The organism is Arthrobacter dokdonellae, assembly GCF_003268655.1.
In the GTDB taxonomy this organism is placed as follows: Bacteria; Actinomycetota; Actinomycetes; order Actinomycetales; family Micrococcaceae; genus Specibacter; species Specibacter dokdonellae.
In genome coordinates this window covers 3505789-3520889 of sequence record NZ_CP029642.1, presented here as the reverse complement: position 1 = coordinate 3520889, position 15101 = coordinate 3505789, and the positions used below count along the sequence as shown (strand labels likewise).

Sequence of the window (15101 nt, the reverse complement as noted above, 5' to 3'; positions counted from 1 at the left end):
CGGGTCAGGCACCGGTGGTGAGCTTGACCAGCTCCCCACCGAGGTGGCGGATGAGCTGGGGCGCCTCGGCCAGTTGCAGCCAGGCGCCGGGAAGCGCAGCCTCGCCGTACAGCGCGCCCAGGATGTTCCCGGCGATGGACCCGGTGGAGTCGCTGTCGCCGTCGTGGTTGACGGCCAGGCGCATGGCCGCCAGGAAGTGCTCCACCGGGGAAACGGCGCCGGGGGCCGTCGCGAGCACCGCGTAAAGCCCCACGGCGAGTGCCTCCTCCGCCACCCAACCCAGCCCCAGCGCGTCGGTGAGCAGCCCTCCGGAGAGGGCTCCGCCGTCGTGCGCGGCAAGGGCTTCCGGGCTGGAAAGCGTGAGGGCGGCGTCCAGGCGGGCCAGCAGGTCCGGGTCGGCGGACGGTTCGGCATGGGCGCGGAGGCGCGCCGATTCAACGGCCGCGCGCAGCTCCATCCCGCCCACCGCCAGTGCGTGGATCAGCCAGCTGAACGCGCCGGAACTTTGCCGGGCGGACGGGTGCCCGTGAGTCAGCGACGCGGCGTCCGAGCTCATCTTGTAGACGGCCTCCGAGGGAACGTTGGGGATCAGGCCGTACGGCGCGGACCGCATCACGGTCCCGCAGCCCTTGGAATCCGGGTTCACCGGGCGGAAGACGGTGCCCATGTGGCCGCCCGCCAGTCCGGAGACGCAGGCGTTGCCCGGGTGGCGCTGGTGGTGGAGCACGCTCTGGGCGTCGATCCAGCGCGGCTGCGGCTCAGGTGCGGAACCGGTGGGGCGGATGCCCTGGGTTTTCAGCCACCGAAGGCAGGCGAGCCATTGGCACGCGTTGATGTCGGCGCCCACCCCGTCGTTGGCCCACTCCAGCACCTCCAGGAGCCCGTCCAGGGTGTAGAGGGTCATCTGGGTGTCGTCGGAAAAATGGACGGGCCCGTCGGCCTGGGAGAGGTCGACCAGTCCGGCCGGACCATAGGTGGCCCTGATGTCCGCCAGCGAATCAAACTCCACCAGGTATCCCAGCGCGTCGCCCAGCGACCCGCCCAGCAGCGTGCCGTGGACACGGCTGGCAAAATCGGCGGGCGGGGCGTTGACGGTTTCCGGCTGGCTGCTCATGGTTCCAATTTACCGCTGCGGGGACTCGCCGCCCTGCGGCCCAGCGTGTCAACGTGCGCCGGTAGAATCGCAGCACACCGCAAAAACAAGGAGACACATGCGCGAGCCCGCTTGGCGACGGACTGGAAAGACCCCCGACTACAGGTTTTCACTGGCCAATGAGCGCACCTTTCTGGCGTGGGTCCGCACGGCGCTGGCACTGCTGGCCGGTGCCGTTGGCATCGACCAGCTGGCACCCGAGATCGCGCCCACGGCCGTGCGGATTGTCCTGTGCATGGTGCTGGCCCTGATCGGCGCCTCGCTGGCCGTTGTCAGCTACAAGCGCTGGGCCCACCAGGAACAGGCCATGCGGAACAACCAGGAACTGCCCCATTCCTGGCTCATGCTCGGGATGACGGTGGTGGTGGCCGCGGCCGCCCTGGTGTTCGCCGTCTTGATCCTGACCCGGCCCTGAGCGCGGTGGAGCCCCCGCAACGTGACGGCCGCGACCCCGGGCTGCAGCCCGAGCGCACCGCCCTGTCCTGGCGTCGGACCATCCTGAGCGCCATCGCCGCGGACATCTTCATCTGGCGCGGCTGGCTGCACGCGCTCAACCACGAAAACAGCCGGCCCGGCGCGCTGTTCGCCTCCGGTCCTTCGGTCCACGTCATCGGGCTGGGCGTGTGCGCCATGGTGGCCTGCCTGACCACGCTGGTGGTGGTGGGCCTGGCGGTGTGCCGGATCAAGGTGCTGCATGCCGGCGTCGAAGACCTGGACCATGCAGCGGGCATTGCCGCGTCGGCACTTACTGTACGCACAGCATCGGCCGCTATAGTGGCTCTGGCGGTCGCGGCAGTCTGCGCCATTGCCCTGGGGATGTGATTGCGGGCGAGCAGTCATCGGCGCGGGGCTGCGCAGCCGCAACCGTTGTTTCCCACCGATTTCCCCCACCGAAGGATTTTCTTCACCATGAGCACTTCCGGAACGGCCCCCGCACCCGTGCAGCGACACCCGCTGGGCACCCACATTTTCATTGAGGCTCTGGGCAGCTTCTTCATTGTCTTTGTGGGTCTGGCCACTGCGCTGTTCAGCGCCTCGACGTCGGCGGTGGCGTTCGGCTACGGGCTGGCCATGGTGGCGGCCCTGATTTCCTTCGGCAACGTCTCCAACGGCTATTTCAACCCGGCCTTCTCCCTCGCCATGGCGGTGGCCGGCCGGATCAAGTGGCTGTCCATGGTCCTTTACGTGGTGGCGCAGACCATCGGCGCCATGCTGGCGGCGGGCGTGATTTACGGGCTCGTGACGGTCATTCCCGCCTCGGGCGGCATTTCGAAGGTCTTTGGCACCCTGGCCAGCGGCTTTGACACGCACTCCCCGCTGAAGGTGCCCATGGTGGGTGTCATGATCGTGGAAATTGTTACCGCCGCCGTCCTCGTCGCCGTTGTCCTGGGCGCAACCCACGCCCGGAACACGAAAACCTTTGCGCCCTTCGGCATCGGCCTGGCGATGGCCGTCTCCATCACCATCGCCCTGCCCGTGGGCAACAGCTCGCTGAACCCGGCCGCGTCCACCGCCGTGGTCTTCTTCACCGACTCCTGGGCAGCCGGCCAGCTGTGGCTGTTCTGGCTCGCGCCGCTCTTCGGCGCGGCGCTGGCGGCCGCGATTTTCCGCACCTTTGTCCCACCGGCCGCCCTTGACTCGGACGACGACGGCGCCGGCGCGCGTGCCGCGGACGTCGCGCCGTCTCCTGCCGAGACGTTGGCGGCCGATGCCTTGGACGCGCTGCCGACGCCGGTTTCCGCCGCCGATGCCAGCGCCGGGTCGAACCCTGTGAAAGCTCCTGCCCCAGCAGCAGCGGCAGCGATGCGCAGCGACGCCCAGGACTTCTTCGACGCCACGGGCAAGTAGCCCGGCCTGGGCCGGCTAAAACTGACCCGCAGTACATGTCGAAAATTCGTCCCGAGCGGCGACTTTTCGACATGTACTGCGGGTCAGTTGCCGCATGGGGGGATGGGCGGACGGGAATGTCAGTGGCGTCGGATAGCTTTGAACCATGAAGCTCCTGCACACCTCAGACTGGCATTTGGGCCGCTCGTTCCACGGCGTCGGCACGCTGGCCGCCCAGCGCCGCTTCGCCGACCAGCTCCTGGCCACCGTCGCGGAAGAGGAAGTGGATGTGGTCCTGCTGGCCGGCGACGTCTATGACCGCGCGTTGCCCAATGTGGACGTGGTTAACCTCTTCGACGACATCCTGGCCCGGCTGAACGCCGCCGGCGTGCCCATCGTCATCACCAGCGGCAACCACGACTCCGCCACACGCCTGGGCTTCGGCGGACGCATCATGGAGCGGGCGGGCGTGCACCTGCGCACCCGCATCGCCGACCTGGACACCCCTGTGCTCTTCCCGCTCGACGCCGACCGCCCCGACGGACCGCAGCTGGCCGTCTACGGCATTCCGTATCTGGAGCCGCGACTCGTTGCCGGTTCGCTGGACGCCGAACCCGCCTCCCATTTCAGTGTCACCGAGGCCGCCGTGAAACTGATCCGTGCCGACCTGGCCGGACGGGCGGAAGGGACGGCCGCCGTCGTGCTGGCCCACACCTTCGCCAGTGGCGGGATCACATCCGCCAGCGAACGGGACCTGGCCATCGGCGGCGTGGGTGCGGTGCCGCTGGACCTCTTTGACGGGTTCACCTACACCGCGCTTGGCCACCTGCACGGCCGCCAAAGGCTGGGTGAAGCCGTCCGCTACTCCGGGTCCCCGCTGCCCTATTCATTCTCCGAGGCCGCCCACACCAAGGGTGCGTGGCTCGTGGAGATCACGGAGGACGGCCTGAAGGAGGTCCGCCGGGTCGACTGGCCGGTGGAGCGTCCGCTGTCCGTGCTGCGCGGCAAGCTCCCGGAACTGCTGGCGGACCCGCAATGGGCGGCCAAGGAGGCGCACTACTGCCAGGTGACGCTGACGGACGACGACCGGCCCGCCAACGCCATGGAACAGCTGCGCACGCGCTTCCCCCACACGCTGGTGCTCATGTTTGAGCCGGAAAACGCGCGCGATGCGGACGCGAAGACCTACAGCCAGCGCGTGTCCGCGGCCGTGGACGAGCTCGACCTGTGCTGCGGATTCCTGGACCACGTACGGCACCGGCCCGCGGACGACGGCGAACAAGGGGTCCTGCGCGAGGCGCTGGCGTCCGTCCGGGCCGGGGAGGCGGCGCTGTGAGGATCCACCGCTTGGAAATGCAGGCGTTCGGCCCCTTTGCCGGGAACGAAACAGTCGACTTTGACGCCCTGGGCGCCCAGGGGCTGTTTCTCCTCAACGGCCCCACCGGGGCGGGCAAGACCAGCGTGCTGGACGCGGTCGCCTATGCCCTGTACGGCAGGATCCCCGGCGCCCGGAACGAAGCGATCAAGAGCCTGCGCAGCCATCATGCCGCCGACGGCGTGGGCCCGGAAGTGCTGTGCGAATTCAGCGCCGGCGGCCGCCGGCTGGAGGTGCGGCGGAGCCCGGAGTGGATGCGTCCTGCCAAGCGCGGCACCGGCACCACCCGCGAGCAGGCCAGCACCCAGCTGCGTGAAATGGTCGACGGCGAATGGGTCCCGCTCTCCCAGCGCAACGACGAGGCCGCGACCGAGATCCAACGCCTCCTAGGCATGAACATGGAGCAGTTCACCAAGGTGATCCTGCTGGCCCAGGGTGAATTTGCCGCGTTCCTGCGCGCCAACGCCAAGGACCGCGAGGAACTGCTGGAGAAGCTGTTCGGCACCGAGCTCTACCAGAACCTTGAAACACGGCTCGCCGCCGAGGCCCGGGAAGCCGCCGCCCAGGTGGCGTCCGGGCTGGCACAGCTGGAAGGGCTGGAGCGGCTGGCCCGCAGCCAGGCCTCTGCTGCGCTCGAACAAGCCGGTCCGCCGGCGCAGCCGGCCGGCGACGTCGACGGAAGTGGTTCCGGCGCGGGCGGCTCGGACGGCGACGCCGAGGTGGAGAGCTGGTGCGGTGCGGAGGACACGGACGCTGGGTCTGTTGGCGGCGTGGCGGAAAATCCGGACGGGGTGGATGCCGGCGACGGCGGGGCGGAGGAACCGGGGGAGGGAGGCGGCCTGGAATCCTCCGGAGCCGAGCTTTTCGCCTGGCTGACCACGTCGCTGGACGAAGCCGTCCGGCAGGCATCCTGCGAAGCCGCCGCCACTGCCGATGCGGCACGGGACGCCGCGGAGGCGGTCGTGGAGGAGGAGGGACGCCGGTCCCGGCACGCGCTGCGTGACGCCGCGGTGGCCGAACAGGCGCGCCTGGCCGGGCTGGCCGCCGACGCCGGCCGGTGGCGCGAGTCGCTGACGCGCCACCATGAGGCAGAGGTTCTTGCCGCCGTGGTTGCGGCCGCCGCCAACGCGGCCCGCGGCCGCGCGGAGGCGGAGGCCGCCGCGGAGCAGGCACACCGCGCTTTTGCGGCCAACGCGCTGGCAACCGGCGTGGCCGAATCATTGGGCGGCACCGGCACGGGCGACAACGGGACCGCCACGGCGCCGGGCCTGCCGCTGCTGGCACGCGTGGACAAGGCGCTCGCGGAACAGCTCGGTTCCCTCACGGCCGCCCTGCCGGGGGAAAAGCGACTGGTCCGCGCAGCCGGGGAACTTGCCGCCGGAGAAAGGGCGCTGGTTGCCGTGACGGCGGAGGTCGCCGAACAGCGCGACACCGAAGCCACGGGAAGGGCGCGGCTGGCGGACGTGAAGGCCGAACTTGCCCGGCTGCGCCTGACCGCGGTCTCCGTCGAGCAGGCCACGGAGCGGCACCAGGCCGCTGAACGGCTGGTGGCCGGCATCGCCCAGCATGCGGGGCAGCTGGCCGGGGTGGAACGCCTCGCCGCGCGCGATCTGCTGGTGCGCGAGGAGGCCGTGGACGCCAAGCAGGCGTGGCTGGAAGCCGTCGAACGCCGGCATTCCCTGGCCGCAGGGGAGCTGGCCGCGCTCCTGGTGGACGGGGACCCCTGCCAGGTGTGCGGCAGCACCGTGCATCCCGCACCGTCGGAACTGGCCGGCTCGGGGACGGGGGCGGTGCAGGCGGAGAAGGCTGCCAAACTTGCCAGTGACAAGGCGGAGAAGCGGGCTGCGGAGTCCCAGGCCGAACTGGTGCAGGCCCGGCAGGCGCTCGCCGTCCTGGCAGGACGCGGCGGCGACGCCGAGGCAGGGGAGGCGGATGCCGCCGTCGTTCGTGCCAAGGACGAGTTGGAGGCGGCCGTGGCGGAAGCGGCCCGACACACCGCACTCGCCAAGGAGGCGGACACGCTGGAGGCCGCCGTGGCCCGGGCCCAGGCGGCGCTGCTGTCCGGCAGCCAGCAGATGGCCTCGCTCACCGCCGGCAACGCCGCGCTGGCCCAGGAAGTGGAGCAGCTGAAGGCCGGGCTGGCCGCGGCCAGGGAAGGATACGAATCGCTCGCGGCACGGCAACGGGCCATCGTTGGCGCGCAGGGGGCCACAGGAGCGCTGGTGGAAGCGCTTCGGCGGCGGAATTCCACGGTGGAGGCGGCCGCGGAGGCGGCTGGCGCGCTGGAGGATGCGCTCGCTGACAGCACCTTTGCCGACGCGGCGCAGGTTCGCGGGGCGCTGCTGGCGAAGGCGGAGGCGGCTGCCAGGCAGGAACAGCTGGCAGCCCATGAACGCGACGTGACCCTCAACATGGCGCAGCTGGAGCGGGCGGAGGTGGCCGAGGCCGCACTGGAGGCCGCGAAGGGCGTTGGGGCCGCGTCTGCCGGGGAACTGGCGCTGCGTCAGGAGGAGGCGCGGCGCCGGGCCACTGCCGCCGAGCAGTCCGCCGTGCGGTTGGGCCTGGCGCGGCAGGCCAGCGGGCAGGTGGCGGAAACCGCCGCCGCCTTCCAAGCCCGGGAAGCGCTCGTTGCGCCCCTGCGGGAGCGGGCCGCGCTGGTGGCCGGGCTGGCGGACGCCGTCCGCGGCGCGGGGGACAACCAGCTGAAGATGACGTTGACCAGCTACGTCCTGGCGGCCCGGCTGGAGCAGGTGGCCATGGCGGCGTCGGTGCGGCTGTCCACCATGAGCGGGCAGCGCTACACCCTCAGCCACACGGACGCGAAGGCCGGGGGGAACAGGAAGTCGGGGCTGGGGCTGGCGGTGGTGGACGAATGGACGCAGCGCAGCCGCGACACGTCCACGCTGTCCGGCGGGGAATCGTTCATGGCTTCGTTGTCACTGGCGCTGGGGCTGGCGGATGTGGTGCAGCAGGAATCCGGCGGCCTGGACATCGAAACGTTGTTCGTGGACGAGGGCTTTGGCAGCTTGGACGAGGAGTCCCTGGACCAGGTCATGGATGCGCTCGAAGGGCTGCGCGACGGCGGCCGGGTGGTGGGGCTGGTCAGCCACGTGGCGGAAATGAAGACCCGCATTCCGGTTCATCTGCAGGTCACCAAGGGCCGCAACGGATCAACACTGGCGCTGGACATGGTGTGAGCCGGCGCGGGAGCGGGGGATCGTTGCCAGCCCGGTAGACTGGGAGGCGTATTTGGGTCGGGTGCACCGGGTGGCGGGGACGGTGCACGCCCTTTTGTTGACCGGATAAATGATGACCACCCCCCATTCCACGTCCGCCGGATCCACCGCCGAACCGTTCGCGGGACAGGCCCCCGGGCAGCCGCCGGCGAAAAAAGTCGGCCGCTACGGCATGCTGCCGCGGCTGGCCGGAAACTCCTACATCCCGCTGGGCCTCTTTGCCCGCGTACCCCTCGCCATGCTCACCATCGGCGTGCTTACCCTGGTCACGGCCATCAGCGAGTCTTATGCCATCGGCGGTTTTGCGGCCGGATCCGTGGGGGTGGGCGCCGCCATCGGCGCCCCGCTGGTCGGCTACCTGGCGGACAGGCTCGGCCAGAAGCCGGTCCTGATTGTCGCGGCGGTGGCCAATGCCCTGATCGTGGGCGCCGTCGTCGTGCTGGTGTACGCCACGGACACGTTCACGCCCGCCGCCACGTGGGCCGTCCTGGGAACCACGCTGCTGGCCGGGGCCACCTCGCCGCAGGTGGGGCCGCTGTCCCGCGTGCGGTGGATGGCGCTGAGCCGGAAGCTGCCCAAGGAGCAGCGCGCGGCCGTGGTCGACACGGCGCTGTCGCTGGAAGGCACGGCGGACGAGGTCACGTTCGTCCTGGGGCCGGCCCTCGTCGGCCTGCTGGCCTCGCTCGTCGCGCCGTGGCTGCCGCTGATCCTGGCCGCCGCCATGACACTGACCCTCGTGACGCTCTTTGCCATCCACCCCACCCACGCCGCCGCCGGCACCCGCAGGTCCGCCTCGGGCAACGCCGGATACGTCCCACAGGAGTCGGTCAACTGGTTCAAGGTCGCCGTCCCGGTGGCGGGCATGCTGTGCATGGGAACATTTTTCGGCTCCTCCCAAACCGCGCTGACGGCGTTTACCGGTGTCTACGGTTCGGTGGACCAGGCCGGGCTCATGTACGCCGTCATGGGCGCCAGCTCCGCCGTCGCCGCGCTGTCCGTGGCCTACTGGCCCGCCGCTTTCACGCACGCCTGGCGGTGGGTGCTGGCCGCGGCGCTCATGAGCGCCGGCGCGGCGGCATTCTTCCTGCCTGGCAGCCTGGGAACCATGATCGTGGTCCTGCTGCTGGTGGGCATCCCGGTGGGGCCCACCATGGTCACCATCTTCAGCGTGGGAAGCGTCATCGCCCCGCCCCAGTGGATGGGCACGGTCATGACGGCCCTGGCCAGCGGCATTGTCGCCGGGACCGCGGTGGGCTCCTCCATTGCCGGCGCGCTGGCGCAGTCCTCGGGCTACCAGGCGGCGTTCGTTGTGCCGGTCGCCGCGGCCGGGACGCTGCTGCTGCTGGGCCTGGTGACCGCGGTGGTGTTGCGCCGGACCACGGACTAGCAAATGGGCGGCTTCGCCGCGCCAGTGGGTGCCGAAAATGTGTGCGCTTCCGTGGCGCCGTGTGTGCGCTTCCGTGGCGCCGTGTGCCCTTGCCCGGCGGTGTTGCCGGGGTGATGATGGTGGTGTCTGTGATCGTCGACGCCGGTGCGACTATGATGCCTTGAGCTTGTGGACTAGCTTGGCGCGGAGGGCTTCCATGGGCACCGTGGATTGTTGCTTCGAGCACGCGTATCAGTTTCCTTAGTTTTATCCCGCCCTCCCCTTCACGGGCACGCACCCCGTGCCGGGGCGCAGCATGTCTGTACCGTTGGAGGGATTGTGATGGGAACCAAGGATCCGAATGATGTGGTGTACCGCCGTGTGGCGGGCATGGATGTGTCCAAGAGTGATGTGAAGGTTTGCGTGAGGGTGCCCTCGACCCAGCGCAACCGGTACCATTCCGAGGTCACGACCTGGGGTGCGACGGTGCCGGAGATCATGAAGCTGAAGGCGTTCCTGGAAGAAGCGCAGCTGGAGTTGGTCGTGATGGAGTCCACCAGCGATTATTGGAAGCCGTACTTCTACCTGCTCGAGGACACCGTCCCGGTGCAGCTGGTCAACGCCCGCCAGGCACGGAACCTGCCAGGGCGCAAGACGGACGTTTCCGATGCCCACTGGCTGGCGAAGACCGCCTCGTGGGGGATGCTCGCACCTTCGTTCGTGCCACCCCCGCCAATCCGGGTGTTGCGGGATTTGACCCGGGCCCGCAGCACGATCACCTTCGGGCGCGCCAGTGAACTGCAGCGGCTGGAGAAGTACCTGGAAAGCACCGGAAGCAAGCTCTCCTCCGTGGTCTCGGACCTGGACGGGGTGACCTCCACGCTGATCCTGCGCGCCCTGGCCGGCGGTGAACGCGACCCGAAGGCGCTGGCCGCCCTGGCCAAGGGCCGGCTGAAGAACAAGACCGACGAGCTGGAGCAGGCCCTCACCGGGATCCGCTTCACCGCACACGACGCGTTCATGGTCGCCTTCCACCTGGACGAGCTGAACGCCCAGCAGGCACGCCTGGCCGCCCTCGATGCGCAGATCACCGAGGCGTTTGCGCCCTTTCGCACCGACATCGAACTGCTCTCCACGATCCCGGGCGTGAAGACCACCATCGCCCAAGTCATCATCGCCGAAACAGGCGGGAACATGGCCGCGTTTCCCACCTCGGCCCAACTCGCTTCCTGGGCCGGCGTCGCGCCCGGCAACAACGAATCCGCCGGCCGCCACAAGCCCGCCGCGACCAGCAAGGGCGACAAGTACCTCAAGGCCGCCCTCGGGCAGGCCGCGCTGAACATCGCCAAGCAAAAGGGCGGCTTCCTGCCCACACGCTACAAAAGAATCGCCAACCGCCGCGGCAAGCCCCGCGCCATCGTCGCCACCGGACACACACTCATCACGGACATCTGGAACATGCTCGCCAACGGCGTCGCCTACGAAGAACCACACCCGCGCCGATACGACCAGGCCAACAACGACAGGACCCGCCAACACGCCCTCAGGGCACTCAAGCAGCTTGGATACGAGGTGACACTCACCCAGGCGGCCTAACCCACCCTATTTTCGTATCAGTAGTGCCTGCTGCGGTGTCTGATGGCATTCTGCCGGTGGGGGAGCCGCCCGGGCGGCGCGGTTCAGGACGCCCGGTCGTAGTCGGCGCGGTTCAGGACGCCCGGTCGTAGTCGGCGCGGTTCAGGACGCCCGGTCGTAGTCGGCGCGGTTCAGGACGCCCGGTCGTAGTCGGCGCGGTCGGCGATGGCGTGCGGACGGACGGCCACGGCAATGGCGGCCATGAATTCGGCCTTGATGTCCCACTCCTTGACCAGATGGCCGTAGCAGGCGTTGCAGGCTGAGCAGAAATACGTGACATCCAGGTGTTCCGGCGGGGCCCAGTGTCGGCGGCGGGCGGACTCGATGAAGATGAACGCGTCCGTGCCACAGTGGTCGCACCAAATGGGGTACGCCGTGGGGTCCTGGATCATGGCGTCAAGCGTCGGACGGTCATTGTTTCCGTGTTTTCCTGGCATTGTTTATCACCGGTCCCTGGCACGCGTAGGCATTTTTTGTGCTGCCTATTTTAGTCTTCGTCGCGTGCCGCGTCCATCGGACGACGAGACTTAGATCTTTGATTGTGGACCCTGACGGCAGCCTGGCTGCTCGAGCGCACGTACGGCCCCGATGAAGTCGCGGATGAGCCGTGCGTCCTTGACGCCGCGGCTGGATTCAACGCCGCTGGAGACGTCCACGCCCGACGGCCGCGCCGCGCTGGCCAGCTGTCCCACGTTCTCCGCGGTGAGCCCGCCGGCCAACAGCCAAAAGCCCGGCGGCGTCCCAGCCTCCAGCGTCCCCGGGTCAAAGGCCACGCCGGCGCCGGGTTCGACGGCGTCCAGCAGGATCCGCTCCGACTCCCACGCCAGCCTTGCCTCTACGTCCAAGGCGCTGTACGCGGCCGCGGAGAACGCCCGCAGGGTGCGGAATCCTTCCAGGCGGAGCCGCGCGATGTCCGCGAAAGACTCGTCCCCGTGCAGCTGGACGGTGGTCAGCCGCGCGCGGTGTGCCGTCGCCAGGACTTCTCCGATGGGCTGGTTGCGGAACACGCCCACGGTCTCCACGCCTGGTGGCACCCCGCGCCCCAACGCTGCGGCGGCGTCGGCGGTGATGGTCCGCGGGCTTCCCGGCGCGAACACGAACCCAACGGCATCGGCCCCGGCCTCGGCGGCCGCCGCAATTGTCTCAACGGTCCGCAACCCGCAAATCTTGACATACATTCCAGCCATGGGCCCGGTGCTCTCCGATGATGTAGGTGGGGGGTGTCCGGAGGATCCGGCCGTCATGCCATGTTAGCGCTTCGGGGTCCCGGACCTGTCGGACGGCGGCTCGTAACCGTCCAGCCGTGCCAGGACCTCGGCGTCGCCCACCTGCCCGAAGTTCAGGTACGCTTCGCTGACGGCGCGGAGGTTGGGCCACGGCTGCAGGCAGACCACGCGGTCCGCGACGGCGGCGAGCTCGGCGCAGATGGGCTGGGGTCCGGCCGGCACGCAGGCCAGCACGGTGGCCGCACCGGCCTCCCGCACGACGGACACCGCGGCGTGCATCGTGGCGCCGGTGGCGAGTCCGTCGTCGCACAACAGCACGGTCCGGCCGGCAACTGCCTGTTGTGGCGTGCGGACGTACAGCGCCTGGCGCCGCGCCAGTTCGGCCCGTTCCTCGCGTTCCACCCCGTCCAGCTCCTCAACGCCATAGCCGTGCCGGCGCAGCTCCTGCACGGTCCGCTCCAGGTGGACGGCCGCGGTCCTGCCCGCGTAGCTCGCCACGGCGCCGAAGGCCACCTCCGGTGAGCCGGGGACGCCCAGTTTCCGGACCACCAGCACGCCAAGCGGCAGACCCAGCGCCCGCGCCGCCCCGGCGGCCACAGGGACGCCGCCGCGGGCCAGTCCCAGCACCAGGGCAGTCGCGGTCGGGGCGAAGCGCTGCCCGGCGACGTCGTCGTGGACATGGTCCTGGCTGCGGCTCCCGTGGCGGCCGATGCCCGGGCCGCGACCGTTCCACGGCCGGCGGTCCCGCGGCATGGCCGCGTCGAGCGGGCGGCGCAGCGCCAGCCCCAGCCGGGACCCGGCGTCGTCCCTGTCCAGGAACGGCTGCCAGGGCCGCGGTTCCGCGGTGTACGCCATGGCTTCGGTTGCTTCCGCTAGCTCAAGAAGGCGATGGCCGCGTCCTTGAATTCCCGCGACGTCACGGTGTTTTCGTGGGTCCGTCCGGCAATGACGCGTTGTTCGGCGCGCCCGCTGAGTTCGGCCAGCCGGGTCATCGACCTGGCGCGTTCGTCCTGGTCGCCGGCCACCAGCAGGATCGGCATTTTGGGGACGGCGTCGGTGGGGTCGAATGGCTCCAGCTTGATGGCCTGGACCATTGCCAGCAGGGCAAAGATGTCGTTCGACGGGACCAGCTGGGCCATGTTCAGCAGCCAGGCGGTGGATGCGTCGGCGATGGGTGTGCCGTCGTTGAGGAAATTCTGGGCGGCGGCCAGGTCGAAGTCGGCCAGGGGATCGTGCGGGTTTGGACCGCCGAGCACCATCCGGCGCACCAGCTCCGGCTGCGTGGCGCCAAACTCCCAGGCCAGACGGGAACCCAGCGAATAGCCGATCAGGTCCACACCGGACGTCGGGTCCCCGTCGCGCAGCGGTCGCACCCCCTCATCGATGAGCACCTGCAGCAGGTCGGCGCGGATCTTTCCCGGCGTGTAGGAATCCAGGTCGACAGGAGCGGCGCTCTGCCCGTGCCCGGGCAGGTCCACCGAGAGCACGCGGCGCCCGGCGCGGTTAAGGGCCGCCACCCAGCCGCTCTTGACCCAGTTCAGGTCAATGGAGGAGGCAAAGCCGTGGATCAGGAAGATCGGGGGCAGCGCTGCGGGGGAGTCCGGGTTGAACGCGGCGACATTGAGGCCGGCGCTGGCACCTTCAATGGTGTGCACGGGCGCGGCGGCCTGGTGCTTGCCAAGGGCGGACATGGTGACCTTTCCCGCGGTGGCGCGTGCCGCCGTCGTACATCCACAGTAGCGAAATCATGGGCCAACGTGGAACGGCATGCGCGCCGTTGAGCACACCGTCCACCTGAGACGCTAGTCACATTCCAGGGCGGAAGCAATTCGCTACGCCTTCTGGCGCGCCTTGCCTTCCTGGCGGCGCTGGGCCAGCCAGCAGACGACGGCGATTCCCGCCACCAGCGCGAACGTTCCGATGAGCTGCGCGCGGCTTTGCTCGCCGAAGAACCCGACGGCGAAGATTGCGGCGAGCAGGGCCAGGCCGATCCCGGTCAGGGCCGGGAAGCCCGCCATGCGGAGCGGGAGCCGGGTGCCGTCGCGGTCGGCCCGGCGGCGCAGGACCAGCTGGGACACCAGGGCGGTGCCCCACACCATCAGGCAGGTGGAGCCAACCAGGTTGAGCAACGCGTCCAGGACCCTGCCGGGGAAGAGCAGTTCCAGGACCACCGCCACGAACCCAAACGTCACCGAGACGGCGACGGCGGCCCGCGGCACCTGGCGCGGGCTGGTGCGCCCAAAGATGGCCGGAGCCTCGCCACGCTCCGCCAGGGAATACACCATGCGGGAGGCGCCATACAGGTTAGCGTTCAGGGCGGAGAGCAGGGCCGCGACGGCGACCAGCGTGATGGCGGTCCCGGCCCAGGCGATGCCGGCGGAATTCAGCACGCCCGCAAACGGGGAGTCGAGGTCCGGGGAGTTCCAGGGCAATATGGCCGCGATGACAAAGATCGATCCGACGTAAAACACCAGTATCCGCCAGACCACGGTGCGCACGGCGATGGCCACGCTGCGGGCGGGGTTGGCCGTCTCCGCAGCGGCGACCGCCACGATTTCCGTGCCGCCAAAGGCAAAAACCACCACGAACAGTCCCGTGGCAATGCCGGTGAGGCCGTTCGGCGCAAAGCCGCCGTGGTTGGTGAAGTTGCCCAGGCCCGGCGACGCGGCGCCCGGGATCCAGCCGAGCAGCAGAGCGGCGCCGAACGCCAGGAACAGCACAATGACCGCAACCTTCAGCAGCGCGAACCAGAACTCAAATTCGCCGTAGTTTTTCACGCTGGTCAGGTTGACTGCCGTAAACACCACCATGAAGACCAGCGTCAACACCCAGACCGGCAGGACGGGCCAAATGCCCACCAGCAGCGAGGCCGCCCCCAGGGCCTCGGCAGCGATCACCACCACCAGCTGCAGCCACCACAGCCAGCCCACCGTGGACCCGGCCACGCTGCCCAGTGCCTTTTGAGCGTAGACCGAAAATGCCCCGGAGTTGGGATTGGCCGCAGCCATTTCCCCCAGCGCCCACATGACCAGGATGATGAGGGTGCCGGCGGCCAGATAGGAGACCAGCACGGCCGGGCCGGCTGCCTCGATGCCCTTGCCCGAGCCCAGGAACAACCCGGCGCCGATGGCGCTGCCCAGCCCCATCATGGTCAGCTGCCGCTGTTTCAGGGAGTGTCCCAGGCCCGAGGTGGCAGGCGCGGTCCGGTTGTCGACGGTCGGCTCGGTGCTCATGGAGGAGATGGCCTTCTTCGGTGGTACGGGTGCGGGACGGCATCGGGGGC

General features: G+C 69.5%; 13 protein-coding genes. 7 read left to right on the top strand and 6 right to left on the bottom strand.

The annotated features are described in order from the left end of the window. Window positions 1-4: 4 nt before the first annotated feature. Window positions 5-1114, bottom strand: a complete 1110-nt coding sequence (locus DMB86_RS15655; protein WP_113718614.1) for an ADP-ribosylglycohydrolase family protein — start codon at window positions 1112-1114, stop codon at window positions 5-7. Between the two features lie 97 nt (window positions 1115-1211). Between DMB86_RS15655 and DMB86_RS15650 the strand changes: the two genes are divergently transcribed. The 7 genes from DMB86_RS15650 (at window position 1212) to DMB86_RS15620 (ending at window position 10553) form a co-directional block, all read left to right on the top strand. Then, the gene (locus tag DMB86_RS15650) at window positions 1212-1568 is read left to right on the top strand and encodes a YidH family protein (RefSeq protein ID WP_113718613.1); all 357 of its coding nucleotides are present in this window, start codon (window positions 1212-1214) and stop codon (window positions 1566-1568) included. A gap of 5 nt (window positions 1569-1573) precedes the next feature. Next, window positions 1574-1975: a DUF202 domain-containing protein gene (locus DMB86_RS15645; protein ID WP_113718612.1), complete on the top strand. Its 402-nt coding sequence runs from the start codon at window positions 1574-1576 to the stop codon at window positions 1973-1975. Between the two features lie 87 nt (window positions 1976-2062). Next, entirely contained in the window at window positions 2063-3001 is a 939-nt protein-coding gene (locus tag DMB86_RS15640; RefSeq protein WP_113718611.1) for an aquaporin, read from the top strand. Between the two features lie 145 nt (window positions 3002-3146). Beyond that, window positions 3147-4316 (top strand): exonuclease SbcCD subunit D, encoded by a 1170-nt coding sequence (locus tag DMB86_RS15635; RefSeq protein ID WP_113718610.1) that lies wholly within the window; start codon window positions 3147-3149, stop codon window positions 4314-4316. A gap of 17 nt (window positions 4317-4333) precedes the next feature. Continuing rightward, entirely contained in the window at window positions 4334-7552 is a 3219-nt protein-coding gene (locus DMB86_RS15630; protein ID WP_227878774.1) for an AAA family ATPase, read from the top strand. A 112-nt stretch (window positions 7553-7664) separates the two neighbouring features. Beyond that, window positions 7665-8978 carry an MFS transporter gene (locus DMB86_RS15625; RefSeq protein ID WP_113718608.1) on the top strand — a complete coding sequence of 438 codons (1314 nt, stop codon included), beginning with the start codon at window positions 7665-7667 and terminating at the stop codon, window positions 8976-8978. A gap of 321 nt (window positions 8979-9299) precedes the next feature. Further along, a complete protein-coding gene (locus tag DMB86_RS15620) occupies window positions 9300-10553 on the top strand; it encodes an IS110 family RNA-guided transposase (protein WP_113717488.1) in 1254 nt (417 codons plus the stop codon). A gap of 170 nt (window positions 10554-10723) precedes the next feature. On the opposite strand, the gene DMB86_RS15615 is transcribed toward DMB86_RS15620, so the two are convergent. The 5 genes from DMB86_RS15615 to DMB86_RS15595 form a co-directional block, all read right to left on the bottom strand. After that, complete coding sequence (locus DMB86_RS15615; protein WP_113718607.1) at window positions 10724-10984, bottom strand: hypothetical protein; 261 nt, start codon at window positions 10982-10984, stop codon at window positions 10724-10726. Window positions 10985-11119: 135 nt separating this feature from the next. Continuing rightward, complete coding sequence (locus DMB86_RS15610; RefSeq protein WP_113718606.1) at window positions 11120-11779, bottom strand: phosphoribosylanthranilate isomerase; 660 nt, start codon at window positions 11777-11779, stop codon at window positions 11120-11122. 63 nt (window positions 11780-11842) lie between these two features. Beyond that, a complete protein-coding gene (locus DMB86_RS15605; protein ID WP_113718605.1) occupies window positions 11843-12673 on the bottom strand; it encodes a phosphoribosyltransferase in 831 nt (276 codons plus the stop codon). A gap of 17 nt (window positions 12674-12690) precedes the next feature. Further along, window positions 12691-13509, bottom strand: a complete 819-nt coding sequence (locus DMB86_RS15600; protein WP_113718604.1) for an alpha/beta fold hydrolase — start codon at window positions 13507-13509, stop codon at window positions 12691-12693. Window positions 13510-13650: 141 nt separating this feature from the next. After that, window positions 13651-15051 (bottom strand): amino acid permease, encoded by a 1401-nt coding sequence (locus DMB86_RS15595; protein WP_113718603.1) that lies wholly within the window; start codon window positions 15049-15051, stop codon window positions 13651-13653. Window positions 15052-15101 lie beyond the last annotated feature (50 nt).